This window comes from Nocardioides daphniae, assembly GCF_004777465.1.
Taxonomy (GTDB): Bacteria; Actinomycetota; Actinomycetes; order Propionibacteriales; family Nocardioidaceae; genus Nocardioides; species Nocardioides daphniae.
Genome location: NZ_CP038462.1, coordinates 1,195,838 through 1,220,524, shown reverse-complemented (window position 1 = coordinate 1,220,524; position 24,687 = coordinate 1,195,838). Strand labels below are relative to the sequence as shown.

25 protein-coding genes, 3 tRNA genes and 3 pseudogenes are annotated in these 24,687 nt (G+C 71.9%); 10 read left to right on the top strand and 21 right to left on the bottom strand.

The features are described 5' to 3' along the window. Positions 1-77 precede the first annotated feature (77 nt). A complete protein-coding gene (locus tag E2C04_RS06005; protein WP_110238898.1) occupies positions 78-800 on the top strand; it encodes an IclR family transcriptional regulator in 723 nt (240 codons plus the stop codon). A gap of 12 nt (positions 801-812) precedes the next feature. On the opposite strand, the gene E2C04_RS06000 is transcribed toward E2C04_RS06005, so the two are convergent. The 9 genes and pseudogenes from E2C04_RS06000 to E2C04_RS20735 all read right to left on the bottom strand — a co-directional run bounded on the left by E2C04_RS06000 (position 813) and on the right by E2C04_RS20735 (position 7,987). Beyond that, positions 813-1,304: a methylated-DNA--[protein]-cysteine S-methyltransferase gene (locus E2C04_RS06000; protein WP_135831932.1), complete on the bottom strand. Its 492-nt coding sequence runs from the start codon at positions 1,302-1,304 to the stop codon at positions 813-815. A gap of 5 nt (positions 1,305-1,309) precedes the next feature. Next, complete coding sequence (locus E2C04_RS05995) at positions 1,310-2,824, bottom strand: AlkA N-terminal domain-containing protein (protein WP_135831931.1); 1,515 nt, start codon at positions 2,822-2,824, stop codon at positions 1,310-1,312. A 119-nt stretch (positions 2,825-2,943) separates the two neighbouring features. Then, positions 2,944-3,016, bottom strand: a tRNA-Glu gene (locus tag E2C04_RS05990). Positions 3,017-3,184: 168 nt separating this feature from the next. Next, positions 3,185-3,257 (bottom strand) — tRNA-Glu (locus E2C04_RS05985). A gap of 67 nt (positions 3,258-3,324) precedes the next feature. Beyond that, positions 3,325-3,396: transfer RNA gene (locus E2C04_RS05980), tRNA-Gln, on the bottom strand. A gap of 7 nt (positions 3,397-3,403) precedes the next feature. After that, a complete protein-coding gene (locus E2C04_RS05975; protein ID WP_135831930.1) occupies positions 3,404-4,438 on the bottom strand; it encodes a CPBP family intramembrane glutamic endopeptidase in 1,035 nt (344 codons plus the stop codon). 18 nt (positions 4,439-4,456) lie between these two features. Next, positions 4,457-5,926 (bottom strand): glutamate--tRNA ligase, encoded by a 1,470-nt coding sequence (gltX, locus tag E2C04_RS05970; RefSeq protein ID WP_135831929.1) that lies wholly within the window; start codon positions 5,924-5,926, stop codon positions 4,457-4,459. Further along, a pseudogene (locus tag E2C04_RS05965) lies at positions 5,926-6,734 on the bottom strand (fumarylacetoacetate hydrolase family protein). Before E2C04_RS05965 ends, gltX begins: the two are co-directional and overlap by 1 nt. 29 nt (positions 6,735-6,763) lie before the next feature. Beyond that, entirely contained in the window at positions 6,764-7,987 is a 1,224-nt protein-coding gene (locus tag E2C04_RS20735) for an HNH endonuclease signature motif containing protein (RefSeq protein WP_135831927.1), read from the bottom strand. A gap of 270 nt (positions 7,988-8,257) precedes the next feature. On the opposite strand from E2C04_RS20735, the gene E2C04_RS05955 reads away from it, so the two are divergent. Further along, positions 8,258-9,169 (top strand): 3-methyladenine DNA glycosylase, encoded by a 912-nt coding sequence (locus E2C04_RS05955; protein ID WP_135831926.1) that lies wholly within the window; start codon positions 8,258-8,260, stop codon positions 9,167-9,169. Here E2C04_RS05955 and E2C04_RS05950 read toward each other — a convergent pair. Then, entirely contained in the window at positions 9,144-9,935 is a 792-nt protein-coding gene (locus tag E2C04_RS05950) for a CAP domain-containing protein (RefSeq protein WP_202977920.1), read from the bottom strand. The genes E2C04_RS05955 and E2C04_RS05950 overlap by 26 nt on opposite strands. Positions 9,936-10,050: 115 nt before the next feature. Between E2C04_RS05950 and E2C04_RS18540 the strand changes: the two genes are divergently transcribed. Genes E2C04_RS18540 through E2C04_RS05940 form a run of 3 tightly spaced genes read left to right on the top strand, consistent with a single transcriptional unit; the run spans position 10,051 to position 11,230 of the window. Then, positions 10,051-10,377 (top strand): hypothetical protein, encoded by a 327-nt coding sequence (locus E2C04_RS18540; protein WP_202977919.1) that lies wholly within the window; start codon positions 10,051-10,053, stop codon positions 10,375-10,377. Next, the gene (locus E2C04_RS18535; protein WP_202977918.1) at positions 10,281-10,613 is read left to right on the top strand and encodes a 2'-5' RNA ligase family protein; all 333 of its coding nucleotides are present in this window, start codon (positions 10,281-10,283) and stop codon (positions 10,611-10,613) included. Before E2C04_RS18540 ends, E2C04_RS18535 begins: the two co-directional genes overlap by 97 nt. Then, positions 10,610-11,230: a pentapeptide repeat-containing protein gene (locus tag E2C04_RS05940; RefSeq protein WP_229721481.1), complete on the top strand. Its 621-nt coding sequence runs from the start codon at positions 10,610-10,612 to the stop codon at positions 11,228-11,230. The genes E2C04_RS18535 and E2C04_RS05940 overlap by 4 nt, the downstream gene beginning before the upstream one ends. A 15-nt stretch (positions 11,231-11,245) precedes the next feature. Here the strand turns inward: E2C04_RS05940 and E2C04_RS05935 are convergent, their stop codons facing one another. Continuing rightward, a complete protein-coding gene (locus E2C04_RS05935) occupies positions 11,246-11,824 on the bottom strand; it encodes a TetR/AcrR family transcriptional regulator C-terminal domain-containing protein (RefSeq protein ID WP_229721480.1) in 579 nt (192 codons plus the stop codon). Positions 11,825-11,981: 157 nt separating this feature from the next. Between E2C04_RS05935 and E2C04_RS05930 the strand changes: the two genes are divergently transcribed. Genes E2C04_RS05930 through E2C04_RS05920 form a run of 3 tightly spaced genes read left to right on the top strand, consistent with a single transcriptional unit; the run spans position 11,982 to position 13,920 of the window. Continuing rightward, positions 11,982-12,623 (top strand): biotin transporter BioY, encoded by a 642-nt coding sequence (locus tag E2C04_RS05930; RefSeq protein WP_202977917.1) that lies wholly within the window; start codon positions 11,982-11,984, stop codon positions 12,621-12,623. Continuing rightward, positions 12,620-13,309, top strand: coding sequence for an energy-coupling factor ABC transporter ATP-binding protein (locus E2C04_RS05925; protein WP_135831922.1), 690 nt, complete (start codon positions 12,620-12,622; stop codon positions 13,307-13,309). Before E2C04_RS05930 ends, E2C04_RS05925 begins: the two co-directional genes overlap by 4 nt. 2 nt (positions 13,310-13,311) lie before the next feature. After that, positions 13,312-13,920 carry an energy-coupling factor transporter transmembrane component T family protein gene (locus E2C04_RS05920; protein ID WP_135831921.1) on the top strand — a complete coding sequence of 203 codons (609 nt, stop codon included), beginning with the start codon at positions 13,312-13,314 and terminating at the stop codon, positions 13,918-13,920. Positions 13,921-13,936: 16 nt separating this feature from the next. On the opposite strand, the gene E2C04_RS05915 is transcribed toward E2C04_RS05920, so the two are convergent. The 6 genes and pseudogenes from E2C04_RS05915 to E2C04_RS20730 form a co-directional block, all read right to left on the bottom strand. After that, complete coding sequence (locus E2C04_RS05915) at positions 13,937-15,322, bottom strand: amidase (protein ID WP_135831920.1); 1,386 nt, start codon at positions 15,320-15,322, stop codon at positions 13,937-13,939. After that, entirely contained in the window at positions 15,319-15,789 is a 471-nt protein-coding gene (locus tag E2C04_RS05910; RefSeq protein ID WP_135831919.1) for a hypothetical protein, read from the bottom strand. Before E2C04_RS05910 ends, E2C04_RS05915 begins: the two co-directional genes overlap by 4 nt. A gap of 497 nt (positions 15,790-16,286) precedes the next feature. Next, positions 16,287-16,934 (bottom strand): annotated as a pseudogene (locus E2C04_RS21850) (serine/threonine-protein kinase); the annotation flags it as partial. Between the two features lie 107 nt (positions 16,935-17,041). Then, positions 17,042-18,034, bottom strand: a complete 993-nt coding sequence (locus E2C04_RS05900) for a branched-chain amino acid aminotransferase (protein ID WP_135831918.1) — start codon at positions 18,032-18,034, stop codon at positions 17,042-17,044. An 89-nt stretch (positions 18,035-18,123) separates the two neighbouring features. Next, positions 18,124-19,179: a 3-isopropylmalate dehydrogenase gene (locus tag E2C04_RS05895; protein ID WP_135831917.1), complete on the bottom strand. Its 1,056-nt coding sequence runs from the start codon at positions 19,177-19,179 to the stop codon at positions 18,124-18,126. A gap of 11 nt (positions 19,180-19,190) precedes the next feature. Next, complete coding sequence (locus tag E2C04_RS20730) at positions 19,191-19,319, bottom strand: hypothetical protein (protein ID WP_268234025.1); 129 nt, start codon at positions 19,317-19,319, stop codon at positions 19,191-19,193. Between the two features lie 475 nt (positions 19,320-19,794). Between E2C04_RS20730 and E2C04_RS05890 the strand changes: the two genes are divergently transcribed. Continuing rightward, on the top strand, positions 19,795-20,361 hold the full coding sequence (locus tag E2C04_RS05890; protein WP_135831916.1) for an O-methyltransferase: 567 nt from the start codon (positions 19,795-19,797) through the stop codon (positions 20,359-20,361). 10 nt (positions 20,362-20,371) lie between these two features. Here E2C04_RS05890 and yczE read toward each other — a convergent pair whose 3' ends face one another. The 4 genes and pseudogenes from yczE to E2C04_RS05875 form a co-directional block, all read right to left on the bottom strand. Further along, positions 20,372-21,079 (bottom strand): membrane protein YczE, encoded by a 708-nt coding sequence (gene yczE / locus E2C04_RS05885; protein ID WP_135831915.1) that lies wholly within the window; start codon positions 21,077-21,079, stop codon positions 20,372-20,374. A gap of 87 nt (positions 21,080-21,166) precedes the next feature. Continuing rightward, on the bottom strand, positions 21,167-21,565 hold the full coding sequence (locus tag E2C04_RS19375; protein WP_238694444.1) for an ACT domain-containing protein: 399 nt from the start codon (positions 21,563-21,565) through the stop codon (positions 21,167-21,169). Positions 21,566-21,647: 82 nt separating this feature from the next. Further along, a pseudogene (serA, locus tag E2C04_RS05880) lies at positions 21,648-22,751 on the bottom strand (phosphoglycerate dehydrogenase); the annotation flags it as partial. A 92-nt stretch (positions 22,752-22,843) separates the two neighbouring features. Continuing rightward, the gene (locus E2C04_RS05875) at positions 22,844-23,989 is read right to left on the bottom strand and encodes a DUF418 domain-containing protein (RefSeq protein ID WP_135831914.1); all 1,146 of its coding nucleotides are present in this window, start codon (positions 23,987-23,989) and stop codon (positions 22,844-22,846) included. A 119-nt stretch (positions 23,990-24,108) separates the two neighbouring features. Here E2C04_RS05875 and E2C04_RS05870 point away from each other — a divergent pair, with 119 nt between their 5' ends. Further along, the gene (locus tag E2C04_RS05870; RefSeq protein WP_135831913.1) at positions 24,109-24,654 is read left to right on the top strand and encodes a hypothetical protein; all 546 of its coding nucleotides are present in this window, start codon (positions 24,109-24,111) and stop codon (positions 24,652-24,654) included. The last annotated feature ends 33 nt before the right edge of the window (positions 24,655-24,687 follow it).

Sequence of the window (24,687 nt, the reverse complement as noted above, 5' to 3'; positions counted from 1 at the left end):
GTCACAATCGGCCCGGTCCGGGCCGATTTGTAAGTCTAGCTCTTGCATCCCACGGAATGAGACGGCAGTATTGCCATATGGACAACTCTAGCGGAGTCGGAGTGCTGGACAAAGCGGCCCTGGTGCTGGCCGCCCTCGAGGCAGGCCCGGCCACCCTTGCGGGACTGGTCGCCGGCACGGGGCTGGCACGACCCACGGCCCACCGCCTCGCGGTGGCCCTCGAGCACCACCGCCTCGTGGCCCGCGACATGCAGGGCCGCTTCGTGCTGGGTCCGCGGCTGGCCGAGCTCTCGGCCGCTGCCGGCGAGGACCGGCTGCTCGCGGCCGCCGGCCCGGTGCTCGCGCGCCTGCGCGACATCACCGGCGAGTCCGCGCAGCTGTGGCGTCGCCAGGGTGAGCACCGCGTCTGCGTGGCCGCCGCCGAGCGTCCCAGCGGACTGCGCGACACCATCCCGGTGGGCTCGCAGCTGACCATGCGCGCCGGCTCGGCCGCGCAGGTGCTGCTGGCCTGGGAGGACCCCGAGCGCATGCACCGCGGCCTGCAGAACGCCGCCTTCTCCGCCACCGCGCTGTCGGGCATCCGCCGCCGTGGCTGGGCGCAGAGCGTCGGCGAGCGCGAGCAGGGCGTGGCCTCGGTCTCCGCCCCGGTCCGCTCCCCCGGCGGCAAGATCATCGCCGCCGTCTCGGTCTCGGGCCCGCTCGAGCGCCTCTCGCGCCAGCCCGGCCGCATGCACGCCCCGGCCGTCCTGGCCGCCGCCGAGCGGCTGTCGGAGAGCCTGCGCCGCGCGGCGGCCGACTGACCGAGCAGCCGCTCAGAAGAGGGCGGAGTCGCCCGGCCGCTCGAGGTCGAGCAGCACCTGCTTGCGCTCGAGACCACCGGCGTACCCCACCAGGCGTCCGTTGGCACCGATGACCCGGTGGCACGGCACGATGAGGGCGATCGGGTTGCGCCCGTTGGCCAGCCCGACCGCTCGCGCGGCCCCGGTCGGCTGGCCGAGCCTGGCCGCGATCTCGCCGTAGGTGGTCGTCTCCCCGTAGGGGATCTCACGCAGCGCCTCCCAGACCCGTTGCTGGTAGGCGGTGCCGACCGGGGCCAGCGGGAGGTCGAACTCGCGCAGTTCGCCGGCGAAGTACGCACGCAGCTGGCGCGCCGCCTCGACGAGCACGGGGTGGTCGTCGTCGCGCTCCCCCAGCGGCGCGCTGACCTTGGCCAGCTCGAAGGGGGCGAAGTAGGCAGCCGTCACCGCCTCGCCGTCGGAGACGATCCTGAGGTCACCCACCGGGCTCTCGATCACGGTCCACATCTCTGTCACTCTTCTCTCTCGGTCGAGGCGGTCGCGGGTGAGGTCAGGCTCTGCCAGAGACGGAGCTGGGCGTACGAGCGCCACGGTGCCCACCGCTGCGAGATCTCCCCCGCCCGCGCAGGGTCGACACCGAGGCGGCGCAGGGCGTCGCGGGTGCCGGTGTCCTTCGGCAGGAAGCGGTCCGGGTCGCCGAGGGCGCGCATCGCGACGTAGTCGGCCGTCCAGGGGCCGACGCCCGGGACCGCGAGGAGGCGCTCACGGACCGCCGCCCGCTCCTCCCCGCGGTCGAGGTGGAGCTCGCCGCCCGCCACCAACGAGGCGAGCGTCGTCAGCGCACGCGCCCGCGCACCGGGCATCGCGAGCGCACCGTGGTCGAGCCCAGCCACCACGTCGGCGGAGGGGAAGAGTCGGCCGAGTCCGGCCACCGTCGTCTCGACCGGGCGTCCGTACGTCGCCACCAGGCGGCTCGCCTGCGTGCGTGCGGCCGCGACGGTGACCTGCTGGCCCAGCACCGCGCGGACCGCGACCTCGCACCCGTCGACGTGGCCCGGCACCCGCAGCCCGGGCACCGCCGCGACCGACGGGGCGAGGAGCGGGTCGGCGCCCAGGTGCGCGTCGACGGCGACCGGGTCGCAGTCGGCGTCGAGCAGACGTCGTACGCGCTCGGTCGCCGCCCCCAGGTCGCGCAGGTCCCCCAGGGTGAACCAGGCCGTGAGCAGGCCGCGGGTGCCCGCCTCGAGCCGCGGGAGGTCGATCTCGACGGTGCCCGGCGCGTGCGGCAGGTCGAGGGTGCGGGCGTACGTCGTCCCGCTCACCACCTCGACGCCGGCGACGGCGCGGGTGGCCAGGAAGGCGAGCAGCTCGGGCCCGGCGAAGGGCGTGCGCACCGGGACCGTGACACGGATCCGGCCGGCCGGCCCCGAGGTCGCGCCCGCTCGCCCGCGGAGCTCCCGCGGCGTGGCCGCGTAGACCTCACGGACGGTGTCGTTGAACTGGCGGACGCTGCCGAAGCCGGCCGCGAAGGCGACGTCGGCCGCGTCCAGGTCGGTCTCGGTGAGGAGCGTGCGGGCGTGCTGCGCTCGCCGGGCCCGGGCCAACGCCAGGGCGGGAGCGCCGAGGTGCTCGACCAGGAGTCGGTTGAGGTGGCGGCTGGTGTAGCCCAGACGGGCGGCCAGCCCCTCCACTCCGTCGCGGTCGACGACCCCGTCGGCGATCAGCCGCATGGCGCGTCCGGCGACGTCGGCCACCACGTCCCACCCGGGCTCCCCCGGCGTCGCGTCGGGCGCACAGCGACGGCAGGCCCGGTAGCCAGCGGCCTGGGCGGAGGCAGCAGTGCGGTGGAAGGTCACGTTCTCCGCCGCGGGCGTACGCGCGGGGCACGACGGACGGCAGTAGATGCCGGTGGTGCGCACGGCAGTGAGGAAGACGCCGTCGAACCGGCGGTCGCGGCTGGCCACCGCGGCGTAGCAGCGCACTGGGTCCAGAGCAGCGTCGAACGTGCCCTCCGCAGGTGCTGCCATGACCCTCTCCATGTCCCCAGTGTGCCTCGTCGTGGAGGCGGGCTGGCGGAAATCGGACACCGCGGTGGAGGAGTAAACGACGAAGGGCCCGGTCTGGTGACCGGGCCCTTCGGATGCTGTACCCCGGATGGGATTTGAACCCACGCTACCGCCGTGAGAGGGCGACGTCCTAGGCCGCTAGACGACCGGGGCTTGCACGTGTTGTTCCGGCCGAGGCCGGGCAACGACGAGAACTTTACCAGCCACCTAGGGCAGCTCCGAACGGGGGCACCCATGACGCTCGTCACGCCTGACGAGGGCGCCGCCTGACGTGGAAACGCCGAAGGGCCCGGTCTGGTGACCGGGCCCTTCGGGCGTTTGTACCCCGGATGGGATTTGAACCCACGCTACCGCCGTGAGAGGGCGACGTCCTAGGCCGCTAGACGACCGGGGCAAGCGCTGGAGATCGTAGTCGAAACCCGACCTCCGTCAAAGTTCACGAGCGTGCGCTCAGAACTTCGCTGGGATACTAGGACTCGAACCTAGAACGACTGAACCAGAATCAGCTGTGTTGCCAATTACACCATATCCCAAGGTGTTTCAGGCGGCGGGCGCCTTCGTTGAAGAACCATACACGCGCCTCTGAGGCTGGGCCAAAACGGCCCCCCACACCGAGTTCGCGAGGCCCATCCGACGGGCTGTCCACCACGCCAGCGCGAGGTAGACGAGCGACTGCGTGAGGGTGCTCGGCAGGGTCCACCAGGAGCCCGCGCGAGGGTCCAGCGCACCGGACATGTCTCCGAAGAAGAGGGCCAGGCTGAACGCCAGCACGTTGTTGAGCACGTGCATCGCGATGGCCGCCTCGAGGCCACCGGTGGCGATCACCAGGACGCCGGCCACCAGCCCGAAGGCCAGGCGGTCGACGAAGATCGGCGGGTCCTGCGCACCGTGCGCCAGGGCGAAGAGGACGGCCGGGACGACCACCGCGACGACCCGGGAGACCCACAGCGAGTTGAAGAGGCCGCCGCACGCCTGCGTCAGGTAGCCGCGGAAGAAGTACTCCTCCCCCGCTGCCTGGAAGGGCACGACCAGCACGACGATCGCCAGGAAGGCCAACGACGTACGCGTGAACTCGTTGAGGCCCGTGGAGTCGGGGGTGGCCAGGGCGTCCTGGGGCGTCACCATGCCCACCACGAGGGTCGCCAGGAGCGCGACGACGGAGAGGCCGAGGCAGACCACGAAGTACCTCCACCGCATGCGGCCGAAGACCGAGGTGACCCAGCCCAGGCGCAGCCCGTGCATCAGGCGCGTCACCGCCCAGGTCACCGGGATCAACGACACGAGCGTGAAGACGAGGAAGGCGAGTGCCCACGGGGTCACGTCGGTGAGGTTGACGACCTCGTCGAGGAACTGGTCGGGCTCGCGGCCCACCACGGTCCCGATGCCCAGGAAGACGAACATCCACAGCACCGGGACCAGGCCGAAGCCCAGCCCCGCCAGCAGCACGGCACCGACCACCGAGCGCCACGCACGACCACCGCGGGCGCGGTGGAGCTGGTGGTACTCCAGGACCACGTCCGCAGGCGCCGGCGGCGCCGGGGATGCGGGCACCGGCGGCTGGGGCACGTCGTGCATCACTCCCCCGGCCACGCGTCAGCCCGCGTCGAGGGCGAGGCGCAGGCGGGCGAGCGTACGGTCGCGCCCCAGCAGCTCGATGGACTCGAAGAGCGGCGGCGAGACCTTGCGGCCGCTGACCGCGATGCGTACGGGCCCGAAGGCCTTGCGGGGCTTGAGGCCCATACCGTCGATGAGCGCCACGCGCAGCGCCGTCTCGATGTCGGCCGTCGACCAGGTGTGCAGGGCGTCGAGGGCGTCGTACGAGACCTGCACGACCTCGCGGCCGGCCTCGTCGATCGCGTCGACGATCTGGAACTCCGACTCGTCGACGAAGAGGAAGGCCAGCAGGCCGGGTGCCTCGGTGAGCTTGTTCATGCGCTCGGCGACCAGCGGCATCGCCAGCTCGAGCATCTTCGCGTCGGCGTCGTTGACCGGGTCGGAGACGACGCCCTCGGCCTTGAGGAACGGGATCACCCGGTGGGTGAGGTCGTCGAGGGTGAGCATGCGCATGTGGTCGGCGTTGATCGCCTCGGCCTTCTTGAGGTCGAAGCGGGCCGGGTTGGCCTGCACGTCGGCGATGTCGAAGGCCTCGACGAGCTCGGCGAGGGTGAAGACGTCGCGGTCAGCCGCGATCGACCAGCCGAGCAGCGCCAGGTAGTTGAGCAGGCCCTCGGGGAGGAAGCCCTGGTCGCGGTAGGCCAGCAGGTGCGCCTCGGGGTCGCGCTTCGAGAGCTTCTTGTTGCCCTCACCCATGACGTAGGGCAGGTGGCCGAACTCGGGGGTGAACTTGGCCACGCCGATGGCCTTGAGCGCCTCGAAGAGGGCGATCTGGCGAGGCGTGGAGGAGAGCAGGTCCTCCCCGCGCAGCACGTGGGTGATCTCCATCGTGGCGTCGTCGACGGGCGCCGTCAGCGTGTAGAGCGGGTCGCCGTTGGCGCGGGCCAGGGCGAAGTCGGGGACGAACTCGGTCTGGAAGGCGATCTCGCCGCGGACCAGGTCGTTGAACTTCACCTCGCCGTCGGGCATCCGGAAACGCACGACGCTGCTGCGGCCCTCACCCTCGAAGGCGGCGCGCTGCTCAGGGGTGAGCTCGCGGCAGAAGCCGTCGTAGCCCATCACCTTGGAGCCGGAGGCCTTGCGACGCTCGGTGACCTCGTCGTTGGTGCAGAAGCAGTCGTAGGTGTACGAGGAGTCGCGCAGCTGGGCGAGCACGTCGGCGTAGATCTCGGTGCGCTCGGACTGGCGGTAGGGGCCGTAGGGGCCACCGGTGACGACGCCCTCGTCCCAGTCGAGGCCGAGCCACTGCATGACCTCGATCAGGGAGTTGTAGGACTCCTCGGTGTTGCGCTCCTTGTCGGTGTCCTCGATGCGGAAGACGAACGTGCCGCCGTGGTGGCGCGCGAAGGCCCAGTTGAAGAGAGCCGTGCGGGCCAGGCCGACGTGGGGCGAGCCGGTCGGGCTCGGCGCCATGCGGACGCGGACCGGGGTGGTGATCGGGGTGTTCATCAGCGCTGGGCCACCTTGTTCGTGAGGGTTCCGAGACCGGCGATCGAGACCTCCACCTCGTCGCCGACCTGCATGGGGCCGACACCCGACGGGGTGCCGGTGAGGATGACGTCACCGGGCAGCAGCGTCATCACCGAGGAGACGTAGCTGATCAGGTTCGGCACGTCGAAGATCATGTCGGCGGTGGTGCCGTCCTGCATGAGGTCGCCGTTGAGGTACGTCTGGATGGCGACGCCGTCGATGAAGGTCTGCGGGTCGAGGTCGGTCTCGATCCACGGCCCGAGCGGGCAGAAGGAGTCGAAGGACTTCGCCCGGGTGAACTGGACGTCGGAGGCCTGGAGGTCACGCGCGGTGACGTCGTTGGCGATCGTGTAGCCGTGGATCACGTCGGTGGCCTGCTCGACGGGGACGTCGCGGCACATGCGGCCGATCACGACGGCGAGCTCGCCCTCGAAGTGGACGTTCTCGGACTGCGGCGGGTAGAAGATGCGGTCGTCCGGGCCGATCACGGAGGTGTTCGGCTTGAGGAAGATCAGCGGCTCAGCAGGCGGCTCACTGCCCATCTCGGCGGCGTGGGCGGCGTAGTTCTTGCCGATCCCGACCACCTTGCTGCGCGGCAGCACCGGAGCGAGCAGCCGCACGTCGGCGAGCTTGTACTCCTGGTCGAGGACCTTGACCCCGACGTACAGGGGGTCGCCCGCCAGGGCGACGATCGTGGCGTCCTCGTCGGGTTGCCCGAACTGGTCGAGCTCTCCCGTGAGGATGCCGTACATGGGTCTTCGCCGGTGGTGAATCTCGCGATGCGCACCCTCGAACCCTATCCGGCTCGCACCACCGTCACCGCCTCCGGTGGAAGCGCACCTCTCCGGAGGCGAGCCGCGTCATGTCGTACGCGGTGTCGTGGGCGCGGTGGTGGTGTCGGCTGCAGAGGAGCGCGGCGTTGTCGAGGTTGGTGGTGCCGTCGTGGGACCAGGGGACGAGGTGGTGGGCTTCGGACCAGGTGCCGGGGATGGTGCAGCCTTCGGCGCGGCAGGTGCCGTCGCGCAGGGCGAGGGCCCGGCGTTCGCCGTGGGTGCCGAGGACGGCGGGGATGATCCGGGCGGTGCAGGCCAGCCGTCGGGCTTGGGCGGCGGTGATGGTGTCGAACCCGTCACCGGGGGTGGCGTTGTCGATCGTGGCCACACCGAGGTCGCGCTTCAACGCCTCGAACGGGATGGTGACCATGACGTGCGTGGCGTCGCCACCGTGGATGGGCAGGCGCGTGGGGTCGAGGGTCTCCAGGAGCTGGGTGAAGGCCTCAGCATGCGGCGGGGATGGGTGATCCGCGTCCCGAACGCAGGCTTCTCGTCCTCCTGGGGGCCGCATTGGTCCGCACCGCGCCGTCGGCCAGGCGTGGGTTGGTGAAGGCGTGCAGGTAGGTCCCCAGCCGGGCGGCGGTGGCGTCGGGCACGACTGCGGTGATCCGGGTGGTGCCGTCGCCAGGGCTCGCATCCGCAGGCGTTGCCGTTCGCTGGCGTGCTTCTCGGCGTCGGCCAGGCGGCGGGCTTCTTCGTCCTCGAACCGGTCGGGGTCGACGACCTCGAGGATCCGGCGGCCGAGCTTGGCCAGGTCGCTGGGGTCGTGGTCGGCGGCGAGCTCGACGAGTTTGGCCTCGGCGGCCTCGATGACGTCGCGCCCGACCCGGTCGGGGAGCTCCTCGACCGCGGCTGCGATCACCCGGGCCTGCGCGATGGTCACCCGACCCTCACGCACTCCCGCCGCCAACGTCGGCCGCTCCCGGTCCAACGCCTCGGCCAGTCGAAGGTCGGCGGCAGCGTCGCCACGACGTACGTGCCCGTGGTGGGCCAGCCAGGTCGCGATCGACCGGAAGCCCTCGCGCTCGGCCACGTCGCCCGCGGCGGCCATCACTCGCAACCGCAGCTCGGCGGTGCGCGATTCGACCTCCAGCAGCGACAGCAGTGCATAGGCCTTCTCGTCGGCGCTCATGAACGTCGGGTTCACGTCGCACACCGACTTCAGCGACGCACTGATCGCCTCCGCCACCGCGTTCACCGGATGCACGGCCCCACCTCCTCGACAACGACGACGAGCACCACCACACGTGGCACCCACTCATTCGCTGCTCCTGGAGGCCCGGACCTGCCGGACGATCACGTCACCCTCGCAACTGGCCCCACCGTCTCCGGCTGCCCCTCGAGAGAGACCCGGTGTCCTGGGAGGAACCTGACACCCACAGTATTCGAATGCGTGTTCGAACACCAGGCCCAGAATCGGGTATCTCACACCCGTTCAACTTCGTCCGCCACCCCCGCCGACGACTACTGTGGCCCCGTGCGAGTGCTGGAACCCGACGACTGGCAGGCGCGTGCCACAGCGCACGACGCCCGCCTCGCGCCCTTCCTCGACGCGCACCTGGCACGGCGTACGCACCGCACCAAGCACCCGGTGCACGACTTCCTCTTCGTCTACTACTCCCAGAAGCCGGGCGCCCTGCGGAAGTGGCACCCCGGCTTCGGCACCGGCATGGCGCAGGCCGAGGCGTACGCATCCCTCAAGGGCTACGAGGTCGTCGACGGCGTCGCGCACGTGCCCGCGTCGTACGTCGAGAGCCAGCAGGTCCTGCTCACCGCGCTGCGGCGACTGCTGCGCGCCACGCTCGACCGCGCCCCGCACTTCGGCTGCTTCGGGCTGCACGAGTGGGCGATGGTCTACCGGCTCGAGCAGGACAAGACCCGTCACGCGGCGTGGCCGCTGCGGCTGGGCGGCGCGGCCACCGACGAGGTCGTCGAGTCGCACCGGATCGCCTGCTCACACTTCGACGCCTACCGCTTCTTCACTCCCCCGGCGAAGCCGCTCAACACGCTGGACCCAGGGCAGGACGACCGGCCGGAGTTCGAGCAGCCGGGCTGCCTGCACGCCTCGATGGACCTCTATAAGCACGCCTTCCGGCTCAGCCCGATGATCAGCTCCGACCTGGTGGCCGACTGCTTCGAGCTCGCGCGCGACATCCGGATCCTCGACATGCGCGCGGCGCCCTACGACCTCACCGGGCTGTGGCTCGACGACGAGGAGTTCACGCCGGTGCGGATCGAGACACCCGAGGGCAAGGCGGAGTACGTCGCCGCGCAGCGCGACTACACCGAGCGGTCCGCTCCCCTGCGAGCTCGGCTGCTGGCCGAGGTGGAGCGGCTCCTCGAGGTCGCCGCTCCGACGCTGGTCAGTACTTCGCGAAGTTCTGCGTGAAGTAGCGCGTGTACGGCGTGCCCGGCGCCGAGACGTAGCCGATCCCGATGTGGGTGAAATCGCCGAGCAGGTTGGCGCGGTGGCCGGGGCTGTTGATCCACCCGTCGACCACGGCGTCGACCGCGTAGCCAGCGGCGATGTTCTCCGCGGCGCGCGTCCACCCCTTCGGGATCTGCGACGCGTACGACGGGTTGTGGGCGAACGTGCCCGTGCTCGCCATCGTCTGGCTCCACCGCTGCGCGACCTCGGAGATCGGCGCCGAGAGGGTCAGTGGCTTGAGCTGGTGCTGCGCCCGGAAGGCGTTGGTCTCCTGGAGGATCAACGCCACCTCGGGGCTGACCGGCGACGGACTGGGCGACGGACTGGGCGAAGGGGCGGGGGCAGGAGCCGAGGCCCGGACCCCTCGGACGGTCACCACGCGCGAGACCGAGGCCTTGATCCGGGCGGTGCGGCGGACCTTGACCCGGTAGCGCGTGGCGCCCTGGCGCACGGTCGTGCGTACGACGTACTTCTTGCCCGCGGTGACCTTCCCGGTCCGCACCACGACCCATCCCCGCTGCGTACGCCGCTCGACGGCGACGACGGCGCCTGCCGACCGGCCCCCGACCTTGCCCGAGAAGCGCAGCGCGGAACCGGTGGTGGCCTTGGTCGTGGACGCGCTCACGCTCACCTTGACGGCAGCCGGTGGCGCGGCCTGCGCGGGCGGACCCACGAGCAGCAGCCCGGCGAGCAGTGCGACGACGACGACGCGCATGAGTACCTCCACGAGAAGGACCTCCGCCCGGTCGGAGGTCGAGCGTCCATGCTGAGGGTGACGTGGTGCGGCGGCGAAATCGTCGGGGGCGCGTGCAACGATCACCTCCCCCCGACCAGGAGAGCCCGTGAACCAGCCCGACGCCCACGCCACGCCCGCCCGTCACCCCGGGCACAGCGTCCTGCAGGTCCCGGTGCCGCCGCTGGAGGAGTGGGTCCGCGAGCGCACCGCCTTCTACGACACCGACTACGTCTCGACCGACCCGGCCTTCACCCACGCACACGTCACCGCGCTGGGCCCCTTCGTCGACGCGTTGGACGCGGAGACCGAGACGACGGTCGCGGCGATCGCCGCCAGGTGGAGCCGTTCGACTACGCACTGGAACGCCTCGCCACCTTCCCCACCGGGATCATCCACCTGGTCCCCGAGCCCGCCGACGGCTTCAACCGGTTGACGCAGCTGCTGATGGAGGCCTTCCCCGACTTCCCGCCCTACGGCGGCGAGTTCCCGCCGGCGCCGCACCTCACCCTCGACCTGGCGCACGGCGACGTCACCGAGACATCGACGCAGGCCCTGCTCGGCGACACGGTGCCGGTGAAGGCACGCGCGGAGTGGCTCGACCTGGCCTGGTACGAGGCCGGTCGATGCCACCTCGTACGTCGCTGGCCGCTCGGTACGGTGACCGCGTGAGCGAGGAGAGCGCAAGGGGTTCGGAGACCAAGGGTCTGACCTACCGCGACGAGGACTGGTACGGCGACGACCTGTCGGGCCTGCGGTTCGTCGACTGCACCTTCAGCCGGGTCGACCTCAGCGAGGTCACCACGCGCGGCACCACGTTCGAGAACTGCGTCTTCGACGGCTGCCGCTTCAACGCGTCCAGCCACGTGGCGAGCGCCTTCGTCGCCTGCGAGCTCCGCCGCTGCAACCTCTTCGACGCCACATTCGACGGGTGCAAGGTGGCGGGCTCGACCTTCGACGAGTGCACGATGCGGCCCGTCAAGATCCTCGGCGGGAGCTGGCGCGGGGTGGTGCTGCGCGGCGCGAACCTCGCCGGCGTACGGCTCGCGGGGCTGGATCTGCGCGACGCCGACCTGTCGATGGCCACCCTGGCCAAGGCTGACCTCAGCGGCTGCGACCTCAGCCACGCCACCCTGCGGGAGACCGACCTGCGCGAGGCAGACCTGCGCGGCGCGACCCTCGAGGGGGTCGACCTGCGGGCGGCGCGGCTCGACCGCACCGCCGTCGGCCTGGCTGGAGCCGTTCGCCTGGCCGAGCAGCACGGCGCGGTCGTCGACGCGTCGTACTGACCTTTCAGCCGCTCGTCAGGGCGTGTGGCGCGACTGCACCTCGGCACGGATCCCGGCCACCACCAGCGAGAGCCCGTCGGCGAAGTCGTCGACCCCACCCGGCTCGGCGTCAATGGCGCCGGCGCTGCTGGCCTGCACCTGGGTCTGCTCGGCGGTCGCGTGGCCGAAGACCAGGTGCAGCACCGTGCGGGCTGCGGTGGCTCGCCACTGCTCGTCGAGGCCGCTGCCCTCGAGCGCCTGCGCGACGTGGTCGTACGCTGCCTGCCCACCGAGGCCGAAGGCGTGCACGGTGGCCACCAGCTCGGCGCCGTCACGCCAGGCGAGCAGGGCGTCGCGCAGCTGGCTCGCGGCCTGGGTGAGGCGGGCGTCCCACTCCCCCGCGTCCAGCGGTCGCAGGCCGCGCGTCAGCAGTTCGTCGGCCACGGCAGCGAGCAGCGTCTGCTTGTTGGCGAAGTGGTGGTAGAGCGCACTGGGCCGCACGTCGAGCTCGGCGGCGAGGCGGCGCATCGTCAGGTCGGCCAGGCCGTAGGAGTCGAGCACGGCGATGGCGTGCTCGACGACGTCGGAGCGGTGGTGACGCAACGGGACCTCCATGCTGGGCCGGGGCTGGGTGCGTGGCGCGAGTCACATCGACGATTCAGTGGCGAACCGGTTGACGCGACGCGGGGCCAACCATAACCTGAACGCCGTTCACCTGACCACTGTTCAGGTGTTGCTCGCCCATCTCTCCCGCCGTCGAAAGGCGCCTCCCGTGGCCACCTCCCCCGCCACCAGCTCCACCCGCTCTCGCCTGCCCCGCCTGGAGGCGAAGGACCTGGCTCTGATCACGACCTTCGCCGCCCTGGTGGCCGTCTGTGCCCTTCTTCCGGCGATCAAGACCGGCGGATCGGTGCCGATCACCCTCCAGACCTTCGGCGTCCTGCTGACCGGCGCGCTGCTGGGTCCGTGGCGCGGCTTCCTGGCGATCGGGCTCTACATGCTGGTCGGCATCGCGGGCCTGCCGGTCTTCACGATGGGCCGCTCCGGCCCGAGCATCTTCCTCACCCCGTCGGTCGGCTACCTGGTCGGCTTCCTGGTGGCCGCCGCCCTGACCGGCTTCCTGGTGCAGCACGTCCGCCGCCGCAGCACCGCGCTCGGCTTCGCCCTCATCCTCGGCGCTTGCCTGGTCAGCACCTTCGCGGTGATCCACACGCTCGGTATCGCCGGCATGGTCTGGCGCGCCGACATGACCTGGACCGCGGCCACCGTCTACAACGCGACCTTCATCCCCGGCGACGTGGTCAAGGCGGTCCTCACGGCCGTGGTCGCCACCTCCGTGCACGCCGCCTTCCCCGACCTGCTGCCCACCCCGCGGCGCCGGAGCGCGACTGAGCGCGAGACCATCGACGCGTGAGCCGCCTCCTCCTCGACCACGTCGTCGTCAACGCCGTCACGGCCGACGGCGACGTGGAGATCCTCGGCGAGACGACGCTCGAGCTCACCGAGCAGCGCATCGCCCTGATCGGCCCCAACGGGTCGGGCAAGTCGACCCTGGCCCGGCTCCTCAACGGGCTCGTCTCCCCCAGCTCCGGGCGTGTGCTGGTGGACGACCTGGACGTCGCCGAGAAGGGCCGGGAGGTCCGGCGCAAGGTGGGGTTCGTCTTCACCGACCCGTCGGCGCAACTCGTCATGCCGACCGTGCTGGAGGACGTCAGCCTGTCGCTGCGTCGCTTCCACCGCTCCCGCAGCGACCGTGACGCGGCGGCGCGGGCCGTGCTGGCGACGTACGGCCTGGAGGAGCTCGCCGACCGCAGCGTGCACGCCCTCTCCGGAGGACAGCGCCAGCTGCTGGCGATCGCCGGCGTGCTGGCCTGCGAGCCCGACGTGCTCGTGGCCGACGAGCCGACGACGCTGCTCGACCTGGCCAACAGCCGGATGATCGGCGACCTGCTCATGTCGTTGCCGCAGCAGGTCGTCGTGTGCACCCACGACCTCGACCTCGCGGTCCGGTGCGAGCGCGCCCTGGTGGTCAGCGACGGCCGGGTCGTCTTCGACGGCCCCGCTGCCGAGGCCGTCGCGCACTACCGGGCGAGCGTCTGAGCGTGGTCACCCTCCTCGGCACCTACCGCCCCGGCACCACCTGGCTGCACAGGATGCCGGCGGGCGCCAAGATGCTCGCCCTGATGGCACTGAGCACGGTGGTCGTCGTGCTCCGCGGCCCCGTCTCGGGGGCAGCCGCGCTTGCGGTCGCGCTCGGGCTCGTCGCCTGGTCGGGCACCGGCTTCGCCGCGACGCTGCGCTCCCTGCGGCCGTTCTTCGTGATGGCCGCGATCCTGCTGGCCTACCACCTGCTCTTCGGCACCTGGCAGGTCGCGGTCGAGCAGGTCGGTGACCTGCTCGCGCTGGTGCTGCTGGCGACCGTGCTCACCGCGACCACGCCGGTCGACGAGCTGCTCGACACGATCGTGCGCGCGCTCGGCCCGTTGCGGCGCGTCGGCGTCAACCCGGAGAAGGTGGCGCTCGCCTTCAGCCTGGTGCTCCGCACGATCCCGATGCTGCTGACCATCGCCGGGGAGACCCGCGACGCCGCCCGGGCCCGCGGCCTGGAGCGCAACCCGCGCACCTGGCTCACGCCCTTCGTCGTACGCACGGTGGCCCACGCCCGCGACACCGGCGACGCGCTGCACGCGCGCGGGCTGGGCGACGACTGACCTGGGACGACTGACGTCACCAGCCCGGCGGCGTACGTCCTCGCCAGTCGCTGGCTGCCTCGACCTGCGCGGCCACCGACAGCAGCACCTCGTCCTCGGCCGGACGCCCAGCGACCATCACACCGACAGGGAGCCCCTCGGGCGTCCAGTGGGTCGGCAGCGACATCGCCGGCATGCCGGTCACGTTCCAGGCGGAGGTCCAGGGGGTGAAGCGCTTCTGGGCCTCGAAGTCAGCCTCGGGGTCGGCGTCGTTGCGCAGCGCCCCGACCGGCACCGGCGGAGCGGCCAGGGTCGGGGTGAGCACGACGTCGTACGGCGCCAGCGCCTCGAGCGCCTGTGCGGCCAGTCGCCGCATCTCCCCGATCGCCAGTCCGAAGTCGGGGCCGGAGACCGCGCGACCGCGCTCGGTCAGCCAGGTGGTCAGCGGGCGAAGCTGGTGCTCGCGGCCCGGAGGCGCGGTCGACAGTGCGGTCAGCACCGCCCAGCAGACCTCGAAGATCGGCACCGCCTCGCGGGCGAGCGGCACCGGGACGTCGACGACCTCGTGGCCCAGTGACTCCAGCAGGGTCGAGGCGTCCTCCCAGGCCCGGAGGCACTCGGGGTCGACGTCGACGTCGGTGAGGATCGGGGTGGCGAAGCGGGCGACCCGCAGCCGCCCGGGCTCGCGGCGGGTCGCCTCGAGGAAGCTCTGCGCCGGGTCGGGCGCCCACGTCGGGTCGCCGACCCGGTGGCCGGCGAGCACGTCGAGCATCGCCGCGGCGTCGGCCACGGTGCGCGCGAGCGTCCCGGCGGTGGCCAGGCCCACCGGGTCGCCGTACGTCGGCGCCGCGCTCACCCGTCCGCGCGACGGCTTCAGGCCGACCAGGCCGCAGCAGGAGGCGGGGATCCGGATCGAGCCACCCCCGTCGGAGCCCTGCGCGACCGGCACCAGCCCGGCGGCCACCGCGGCGGCAGCCCCACCCGACGAGCCGCCGGCGGTGCGGCTGCGGTCCCACGGGGTCACCGCGGGCGGGCCGACGTCGGGCTCGGTGTAGCAGGGCGAGCCGAACTCGGGGGTGTTGGTCTTGCCGAGCCAGACCATGCCGGCTGCCTCGATCGAGAGCGTCACGTTGTCGGAGAAGTTGGGCACGAAGTCGTCGTAGGCCGCCGAGCCGAAGGTGGTGCGCACGCCGGCGGTCGGGTTCAGGTCCTTGATCGCCGTCGGTACGCCGTGCAGTGGCGAGGCGCCGTGGCGCGGCAACGCCGCCGCACGCTCGAGGGCCAGCTCGGGCACGCGGGTCACGAAGGCGCCGACCTCGTCGACGCGCTCGAGGTAGTGCTGCGCCAGCTCGACCGGGGAGACCTCGCCGCGGCGTACGGCACTCCCCTGCTCCAGCGCGGTCAGGTCGTGGAGCTCGGTCACGGCAGCTGGCTCCACGAGGTGGGATGGCTGGCCGCCCCGCCGTCGAGCGCCGTGGCGCCGGCGAAGAGGCCCACGACCGAGGCGACGAGGGCGAGGAACCAGACCACGGGGTGCGCGGCGAAAGGCCGGACCAGCGGGGCGACGCCACGGCGTACGCGGGTGGCGCCCGGCCCGATCCAGGTGCCGAGCGCGACGCCGGCCCCGACCGCGGCGAGGGTGGTCTGGGGCTGGGCGCCGACCGTGAAGCAGACCAGCCCGCCCACGACACCGAGGCCTGCGGCCCACACGAGCAGGGCCAGGGTGCCGGGCAGCGACGAGAAGACGTGCACGGGGGTGGCGGCGACGGTCTGCATGCCGTCGTACCACTTGGCGCCGCGCAGGGTGCGGCGCTCGGCGGCAGCGCTCGCGGTGCGCGAGAGCGTACGCACGAACCAGACGACGAGCGTGACCGCGGCCGCGCGACCCACGGCGAGGCGGCGAAGCCCAGTGAGACCGCGAGCCCCAGGCAGAGCAGCAGCGTGGCGCGGCGCAGCCGCAGGCCGAACCCGACCTTGGGCTTCGTCGCCGGCTCGAGCTCCTCGGGCACCGACCACGGGTCGTCGGTGAACTCCACCTCGTCGACCGGCCGCTGCTCCTGCGGCCACTGCTCCCCCGGCCAGCGGGACGCCTGCCACGGGTCCTCGAGCAATGGGGCTGCGGCAGGCGTGACGGGCACCGCGATGGTCGCCGGCTCCGGATCGGGCACGGCGTGGAGCACCGGCCCAGACATCGGCTGGGGCTGGTACTGCGTGTAGGGCCGCGTGACCGGGAAGGGCTCCAGCGGCACGTAGCGGGTGGAGGTGTCGTCCTCCGGGTCGAGGACCTCCTCGTCGGCGAACGCGTCGGGCTCCGCCAGGTCGAGCCAGGTCATGATCGCCGCGACCGTGGGCCGGTTGCGCGGCTCGGGGTCGAGGCCGGCCAGCACCACCTCGGCGACCTCCTCGGGCAGGCCGGTGAGGTCGTGCTCGCCGCGGCGTACGCGGTCCATCACCGCCACCGACGGCCCGCTGCCGAAGGGCGCGCGGCCGGTGCCGGCGAAGGCGACGGTGGCGGCCCACGAGTGGATGTCGGAGGCGACGCTGGCGTCCTCGCCGTGCAGGATCTCGGGCGCCAGGTAGCCGGGGGTTCCGAGCAGCCAGCCCTGCGCGGTGAGCTTGGCGTCGTCGGCGAGGCGCGCGAGCCCGAAGTCGATGAGGACGGGCGTACGTCCCTCCATCAGGATGTTGGAGGGCTTGATGTCGCGGTGCACGACGCCGACGTCGTGGACCGCGCCGATCGCCTGGGCCAGGCAGCGGGCGAACCAGACCAGCTCGTCACCCTCCAGGGTGCCGACCTGACGCACCTGGTCGTGCAGCGAGTAGCCGGGGACGTAGCGGGTCGCCACGAACGGCACGTCGCCCCACGGGTCGGCGTCGATGATCTCGGCGACCCGCCTGCTGCGCACGCGCAGCAGCGAGTTGACCTCGCGGGCCAGCCGGGCGCGCGACTCGTCGTCACCGATGACGTTGGGGCGGATCACCTTGAGGGCGACCCGCTCCCCCGAGGGGCTGCGCGCCAGGTGCACGACCCCCATGCCACCTTCACCCAGGCGCGCGAGCAGCTGGTAGCCGCCGACGCTCAGCCCGGGCGGGGGCGATGGGGTCGTGGGTGGACGCTCACGACATGAGGTTAGCCCTCGTGTCACACGACCTGGTGCAACCACCCGAAGGTGTCGTCGGCGCGGCCGAACTGCACGTCGACCAGCGCGGAGCGGATCTTCATGGTCAGTTCGGTCGAGGCCGGGGCCGGGGTGGTGCCGGCGGCGGAGCGCAGCTCACCGACCGGGGAGACCACGGCGGCGGTGCCGCAGGCGAAGATCTCGACGATCTCGCCGGACTCCACCCCCTTGCGCCACTCGTCGATGGCGAAGCGGCGCTCGGTGACCTCGTGGCCCATCTGGCGGGCCAGCGCGATGATCGAGGAGCGGGTGATGCCCTCGAGGATCGTGCCGGTGGCCGGGGTGACGATGGAGCCGTCGGCGTACACGAAGTACATGTTCATGCCGCCGAGCTCCTCGACGTAGACACCCTCCTGGGCGTCGAGGAAGACGACCTGGTCGCAGCCGTGGCTGGTGGCCTCCTGCTGCGCGATCAGCGACGAGGCGTAGTTGCCGCCGGTCTTGGCCGCTCCCATGCCACCGCGTCCGGCGCGGGTGTACTCCTCGGTGAGCCAGAGGCTGACCGGCTTCAGGCCGCCCTTGAAGTAGGAGCCCGCCGGGCTGGCGATCACCATGAAGGTGACGTGCTGGCTGGGGCGGACGCCGAGGAACTTCTCGCTGGCGAACATGAACGGACGCAGGTAGAGCGACTTCTCGCCCTCACCGGCGGGGACCCAGCGCTCGTCGACCTTCACCAGGGCCTCGACGGCCTGGATGAAGTCGTCGACGGGCAGCTCGGGCAGCGCCAGGCGCTGGCTGGACGTGATCATCCGCTCGGCGTTGGCCTCGGGGCGGAAGAGGTGGATCGACCCGTCGCCGTGGCGGTAGGCCTTCATCCCCTCGAAGGTCTCCTGCGCGTAGTGCAGGACCGCGGTGGCGGGGTCGAGGGTCAGCGGGCCGTAGGGGGTGATCCGGGCGTCGTGCCACCCCTTCTCGGGGGTCCACTCGACGGTGAACATGTGGTCGGTGAAGTGCACGCCGAACCGGGGTCGGACAGGATCTCCGCGAGCCGAGCGTCGTCGACCGGGGAGTCGGTCAGGGTGGTGCTGATCTCCATGGGCTGAACCTACACTCGGGCTGCGATGGCGTCGCCGATCGCGGCGGTCGGACGGGGCCGGTCGGCGTCACGCTCGGCGATGTCGGCCTCGACGGCCTTCTCGATGCGCTCGGCGGCCTCGCTCATGTCGAAGAAGTCGAGGAGCATCGCCGCCGAGAGGATGGCCGCGGTGGGGTCGGCCTTCTGCTGGCCGGCGATGTCGGGCGCCGACCCGTGCACGGGCTCGAACATCGACGGGGTCGACCGCGACGGGTTCAGGTTGCCCGAGGCGGCCAGGCCGATGCCACCGGTGACGGCGGCGGCCAGGTCGGTGATGATGTCGCCGAAGAGGTTGTCGGTGACGATCACGTCGAAGCGACCCGGGTCGGTGGTCATGAAGATCGTCGCTGCGTCGATGTGCAGGTAGTCGACCGTGACCTCGGGGAACTCGGTCGCGACCTCGTTGACGATGCGCCACCACATGGAGCCGGCGTGGACCAGGACGTTGGTCTTGTGGACCAGCGTCAGCTTCTTGCGGCGCTTCTGGGCGCGGGCGAAGGCGTCGCGCACGACGCGCTCGATGCCGTACGCCGTGTTGACGCTGACCTCGGTCGCCATCTCGTGCGGGGTGCCGACGCGGATGGCGCCACCGTTGCCCGTGTAGGGGCCCTCGGTGCCTTCACGCACGACCACGAAGTCGATCTCGCCGGGGTTGGCGAGCGGCGACCCGACGCCCGGGTAGAGCTTCGAGGGTCGCAGGTTGACGTGGTGGTCGAGCTCGAAGCGCAGACGCAGCAGGAGGCTGCGCTCGAGCAGGCCGGGCGGGATGTTCGGGTCGTTCGGCTTGCCGCCGATCGCGCCGAGCAGGATGGCGTCCTGACCACGTACCTCGTCCAGGACCGAGTCGGGGAGAACCTCACCGGTGGCGAGGTAGTGCTCGGCACCCAGCGTGTAGCGGGTGACGGCGAAGGCGTGGGGGGCCACCGCGTCGAGGACCTTGAGCGCCTCGTCGGTGACCTCGGGTCCGATCCCGTCGCCGGGGATGACAGCGAGCTTGATCGGGGACTCGGGTGAGGTGGTGGTCATGGCTCCGCAGGTTAGTTGTCGTCGGGTCGCTGGTCGGCGGCATCTCGCAGGTCAACTGCCAGCTGCAGCGCGTGGTGGCTGTGCGGGGCCGAGGGGTCGTGACGGCTCGGGCCCCAGTCGGCCGGGTTCAACTCGTACATGCTCTCTCCTGAGGGGTGCGTCCCCGGGGACCGGGGTCGGACAAGGGGTGCAGAAGCGGGTGCAGAAGCGGGTGCAGCAGGGTGTGGAAGCCTCCACGCCCCGCACCGCGGAGACGCCGACGGCACCCTGGTGAGGGTCGCCACGACGGGGCCCGGTTCGGAGCCCTCACGGATCGCGAGGCAGACGTCCCGGCCGGTGGGGCGGGGGACGTTCCGATCATCGGACCGCGAGCGACGGGTTGCGCTGCTCAGGCCAGCAGATCAGTGCGGAGCGGGGAGGCTGCGAGTCGAGGGCCACGTACAACGCCGCACACCGCGGCGAGGTGGCCCTCTGTCAGGCCTCGCCGCGGCGGTCGATGAGTACGAGCACGCTCCACATGATGGGAGGACCATACGACGCGGGCGGGGCGATGTCGAGGGTTTCAGCGCGTGGACGACGTACGTCACACCCACGGGCGGGTGGGAGACTTCGGGAGTGAGTGCTCCCCCCGAACTTCCGGACATCGTCCGTCGCGCGTTCGACGTCTCCCGCCGGGCGGGCTACGTGTCGTTCTGCCGCAACGAGACGGGTCGCCTGCTGGCCACCCTGGCGGCGACCCGCAGCGGCGTCCTCGCCGAGTTCGGCACCGGCGCCGGCGTCGGCACCGCCTGGCTGCGCTCCGGCGTGCAGACCGACGCGCGGATCCTCACCGCGGAGCTCAACCCGCGCCTGGCCCAGGCCGCGGCGGAGATCTTCGAGGACGACGACTCGGTCGAGGTCTTCGAGGCCGACTGGTCCACGCTGTCGAGCAAGGGCCCCTTCTCGCTGCTCTTCCTCGACTCGGGCGAGCCCCAGAGCGTGCGCGTCGACGCCATCGCCGACCTGGTCGAGCCGGGCGGCATTGTCGTCCTCGACGACTTCACCCCCTGCGAGTCGTGGCCGCCGATCTACCTCGGGCGCGTCGACACGCTCCGCGAGGAGTGGCTCACCGACGAACGGTTCACCGCGGTCGAGGTGATGATCTCCCACGACGCGTCGGTGCTCATCGCCACGCGTCGCTGACGCTGACCCTTCAGCCGTCGACCGACGGCTCGACCGGCGCTGCCGCCGGCAGGTCGACGACGGCGTACGGCAGGAAGGCTTGCGCGAGGGGGCCGATGGCCAGCGCGTAGAGCACGGTCCCGACCCCGAGCTCGGCGCCGAAACGACCGCCGAGCAGCAGGCCGACGACGACCACGGCGACCTCCAGCAGCGTTCGCACGAGGCGCAGGGAGGCTCCCGTACGCCGCGCCAGCCCGGTCATCAGGCCGTCGCGGGGTCCGCGCCCCAGCTGCGCGCCGATGTAGAGGGCCGTGGCGACCCCGTTGAGGACCACGCCCGCTCCGACGAGCAGGAGGCGCCAGGCCAGGGCGTCGGGCTCCGGCACCAGCGCCAGGGTGGCGTCGGCCGACAGGCCCACCAGGAAGGCGTTGGCGACGGTGCCCACGCCGGGCTTCTCCCGCAGCGGGATCCAGGCCAGCAGGACGACGAAGCTGGCGACGACGACGACCTGCCCCAGCGTCAGCGGGACGAAGCGGGTGATCGCCAGGTGCATGACGTCCCACGGCGCGACGCCGAGGGCGCCCTGGACCATGAAGCCCAACGAGACGCCGTAGAGCACCAGGCCGACCAGCAGCTGCGGCAGACGACGCCCCAGGCGACCGGCCCGCAGCTGCGTCACCGGACCGACGTCGAGGAGCTGGACGGCGGGTCGCGACGGGCCGGTGGTGCTGGAGGTCATGGGCCCCATCCTGCGCCCGCTCCCCCCCGCCACGAAATGGCGGCGGCCCGGCCCCACCGAGGTGGGACCGGGCCGCAGCGTGCCAGCTCAGGACAGGTTGACCGCACGCACGCGCGTGGCGGTCATGGCACCCTTGATCTCGGCGAGCGACTCGGCCGGGATGGCGGAGTCGACCGAGAGGGCGACCAGGGCGTGGCCGCCCTTGGCGTCGCGGGCGACCTGCATGCCGGCGATGTTGACGTTCGACTCGCCGAGGATGCGGCCGACGGTGCCGACCATGCCCGGACGGTCCTCGTAGGTGAAGAAGGCGAGGTGCTCGGTGGGCTCGATGTCGACGTCGAAGCCGTTGACCTCGACCAGGCGCTCCTTCTGGGCGATGCCCACGAGGGTGCCGCCGACGGAGATCTGCTGGCCGTCGGCCAGGGTGCCGCGGATGGTGATCAGGTTGCGGTGGTCGGGGCTCTCCGACTCGGTGACCAGGCGCACCGCGGTGCCGCGCTCGGCGGCCAGCAGCGGGGTTCACGTAGGAGACCTGGTCCTCGACGATGTCGGCGAAGACACCCTTGAGGGCAGCCAGCTCGAGCACCTTGACGTCGTACTCGGTGATCTCGCCGCGGACCTCGACGTCGATCTGCTGCGCGACCTCGCCGGCCAGCGCGGTGAAGACGCGGCCGAGCTTCTCGGTGAGCGGGATGCCGGGACGCACGTCCTCGGCGATGACGCCACCCTGGACGTTGACGGCGTCGGGCACGAGCTCACCCGAGAGGGCGAGGCGGACCGACTTGGCCACGGCGACGCCGGCCTTCTCCTGCGCCTCGTCGGTCGACGCGCCCAGGTGCGGCGTGGCGACGACGTTCTCCAGGGTGAAGAGCGGGCTGTCGGTGCAGGGCTCCTTGTCGAAGACGTCGAGACCGGCGGCGTAGATCTGGTTGTTCTTGAGGGCGTCGTAGAGGGCGGCCTCGTCGACGATGCCGCCGCGGGCGGCGTTGACGAGGACGAGCTCCTTCTTGGCCTTGGCCAGCTGCTCGGCACCGATGAGGCCGACGGTCTCGGGCGTCTTGGGCAGGTGGACGGAGATGAAGTCGGCCTCGGCCATCAGGGTGTCGAGGTCGACGAGGCGGGCGCCGATCTGGGCGGCGCGACCGGCCTGCACGTAGGGGTCGTACGCGATGACCTTCATGCCGAAGGCCTGGAGGCGCTGGGCCACCAGGACACCGATGCGGCCGAGGCCGACGATGCCGACGGTCTTCTCGAGCAGCTCGACGCCGGTGTACTTGGAGCGCTTCCACTCACCGTTGGTCAGCGCCGCGTGGGCCGGGCTGATGTGGCGGGCCGCGGAGAGCATCAGCGCGACGGCGAGCTCTGCGGCGGAGGTGATGTTGGAGGTGGGCGCGTTGACCACCATGACGCCGGCCTGGGTGGCCGCCTTGACGTCCACGTTGTCGAGACCGACACCCGCACGGGCGACGACCTTCAGCTTCCTGGCGGCGGCGAGGGCTTCCTCGTTCACCTTGGTCGCGGAGCGCACCAGGATGGCGTCCACGTCGACGATCGCGGCGAGCAGCTCGGTGCGGTCGGCACCGTTGCAGTGGCGGATCTCGAAGTCCGGGCCCAGCGCCTCGATGGTGGCGGGGCTGAGCTCTTCGGCAATGAGTACGACAGGCTTGGTCACAGCTGGTCCTCAGCTAGTCAGAGATGTGATGGGTGGCAGGCCCGCGGACTGTCGTCGACGCGGTGCGCACAACGCTGTGCTTGGGCCTGATGCTACCTCTCCCCGCCGTCGCCGATCAGCGCGGGCCGGGTTGGTGAGACCTGCTGCTCCCCCGCCGCGCGCGAGGCGTCCTCCCGCTCCCGGAGGCCGAGGGTGGCGACCAGCACGGCGAGGCCCACCGCTCCCTCGAGCGGGCCGCGGCGCCAGGGCCCGGGAGCGCGCAGCAGGTGCCAGAGCGTGGCCACCACGAGGGCACCGGCGCTCATGCCGAACACGTTGACCCAGGCGTCGTCGGGAGTTCCGGGGTACAGCCCCCGGGCCCACCACGCCAGCCACCCGATGTGCAGCGCGTAGACGGTGAGGGTCATGGCGCCGACCCAGGCCAGGGGCGTGAGCACACGGCGTACGACGTCGAGCCGCGCGAGCAGGAAGCACGCGGCGTACGTGCCGAGCGCGAGGGAGACGACGAAGAGCTGCTCGGGCCAGGTCGTCTCGTAGGGGGCGATGTCGGTGCGCCCGGTGAGCCGCAGCGCGGTGAGCAGGCCGAAGACGAGCAGCGAGGCGGCCAGGACCGTGCCGGCGGTGGCGGCGGGGACGGGGCGCCCGGAGCGCGGGACGAGCAGGCGGGTGGCGAGGATGCCGACGCAGCCGGCCAGCAGGAGCACGGCCTGGGGATAGCTGGTGCTGACCAGCAGCTCGAACCACCAGAGCTGGGCGGTCTCCTGGGCGACGACCATCTCCATCACCGTGGCGCGGCTCGCCTCGATGGTCCACGGCGCCACCGCCGCCGCCACGAGGGCCACGGCCCCGACTGCCAGGGCGGGGAGCCGGGAGACGGCCCAGCAGAGCAGCGTGAGCACGCCCAACGGCGCCAGCACGATGACGACCCAGGCACCCGCCTTGGCCAGCAGCCACCCCGCCAGGAGCAGCGCGGCGGCGCGGACCAGCGAGGCGACACCGTGCTCCAGCACGCCGCTGCGACGGGCGGCCAGCTCGGCGCCGGCGCCGACGAGCAGCGCGAAGAGCGGGAAGGTCAGGAACTCCGACAGGATCAGCACGTCGCCGGGCCCGGCCGTGGGCGCGGTGTGTGCCACGAACATGGAGATGACCGCGACGCCCCGGGCCAGGTCGACGCCCCACTCGCGGAGGGCGGCACGAGGGCGGGTGGCCGGGACAACGCTGGATGTGGTCGTGGTCACGCACACATGATGGCGCACGCGCTGCGACCTGAGTGGTTCGACTCAGGTCGCGGGACCGGTCGGTCGTTAGCGTGGGCGCCAGCCACCGGCTCCCGCCGCCCTCGATCTCAGGAGTCCACGTGAACGACCCACGCCACGGCAACCCGCCTCCCACCGCACCCGGAGGCGGTCCGCTCGGACCCGCCTACCCGCGGCCGCCGGCTGGTCGGCCGGCGCCGCCGGTGGGGCACGCGTCGGCACCGCCGCAGGTCTGGCAGCGGCCGGAGCGCCGGGTGCGGTCGCCGGGCGCGGCCCTGGCCGCCCTGGCCTGCTTCTCGGTGCTGGCCCCCGTGGTGGTCATGCTGGTCGGGGTGGTCGTGCTGGCTGTGATCTGGGCCCTCTTCGCCATGATGCTGGCGCTCACCGGTGGCTCGGTCGCCGCCGACGAGTCGACGGGCGAGCTCTACGAGGGCGCCGGCGGGCAGTGGTTTTCGAACCAGCTGGCTGAGCTGCTCCCCTGGGCCGGCGGCTCGTTCGTGCTGAGCCTGGTGGTCGGCGGCCTGACGGTGCTGCTCCTGCGCGGCACGACCGGGGTCCGGTACTGGCACCCGACCGTGCAGGGGGCCCTGGGTGGACTCGTCGGCGTGGCGCTGGCGCTGGTCGTCGGGCTCTTCGCCGTCGTCTGACCCCACCGTCCGGGCCAGCTCGTGGGCCCAAGG

Coding starts and splice junctions, on each gene's coding strand:
- E2C04_RS06005 (WP_110238898.1), top strand. CDS start 78: ATGGACAACTCTAGCGGAGTCGGAGTGCTGGACAAAGCGGCCCTGGTG.
- E2C04_RS06000 (WP_135831932.1), bottom strand. CDS start 1,304: ATGTGGACCGTGATCGAGAGCCCGGTGGGTGACCTCAGGATCGTCTCC.
- E2C04_RS05995 (WP_135831931.1), bottom strand. CDS start 2,824: ATGGCAGCACCTGCGGAGGGCACGTTCGACGCTGCTCTGGACCCAGTG.
- E2C04_RS05975 (WP_135831930.1), bottom strand. CDS start 4,438: ATGCACGACGTGCCCCAGCCGCCGGTGCCCGCATCCCCGGCGCCGCCG.
- gltX (WP_135831929.1), bottom strand. CDS start 5,926: ATGAACACCCCGATCACCACCCCGGTCCGCGTCCGCATGGCGCCGAGC.
- E2C04_RS05935 (WP_229721480.1), bottom strand. CDS start 11,824: ATGGAGGTCCCGTTGCGTCACCACCGCTCCGACGTCGTCGAGCACGCC.
- E2C04_RS05895 (WP_135831917.1), bottom strand. CDS start 19,179: ATGACCACCACCTCACCCGAGTCCCCGATCAAGCTCGCTGTCATCCCC.
- E2C04_RS20730 (WP_268234025.1), bottom strand. CDS start 19,319: ATGTACGAGTTGAACCCGGCCGACTGGGGCCCGAGCCGTCACGACCCC.
- yczE (WP_135831915.1), bottom strand. CDS start 21,079: ATGACCTCCAGCACCACCGGCCCGTCGCGACCCGCCGTCCAGCTCCTC.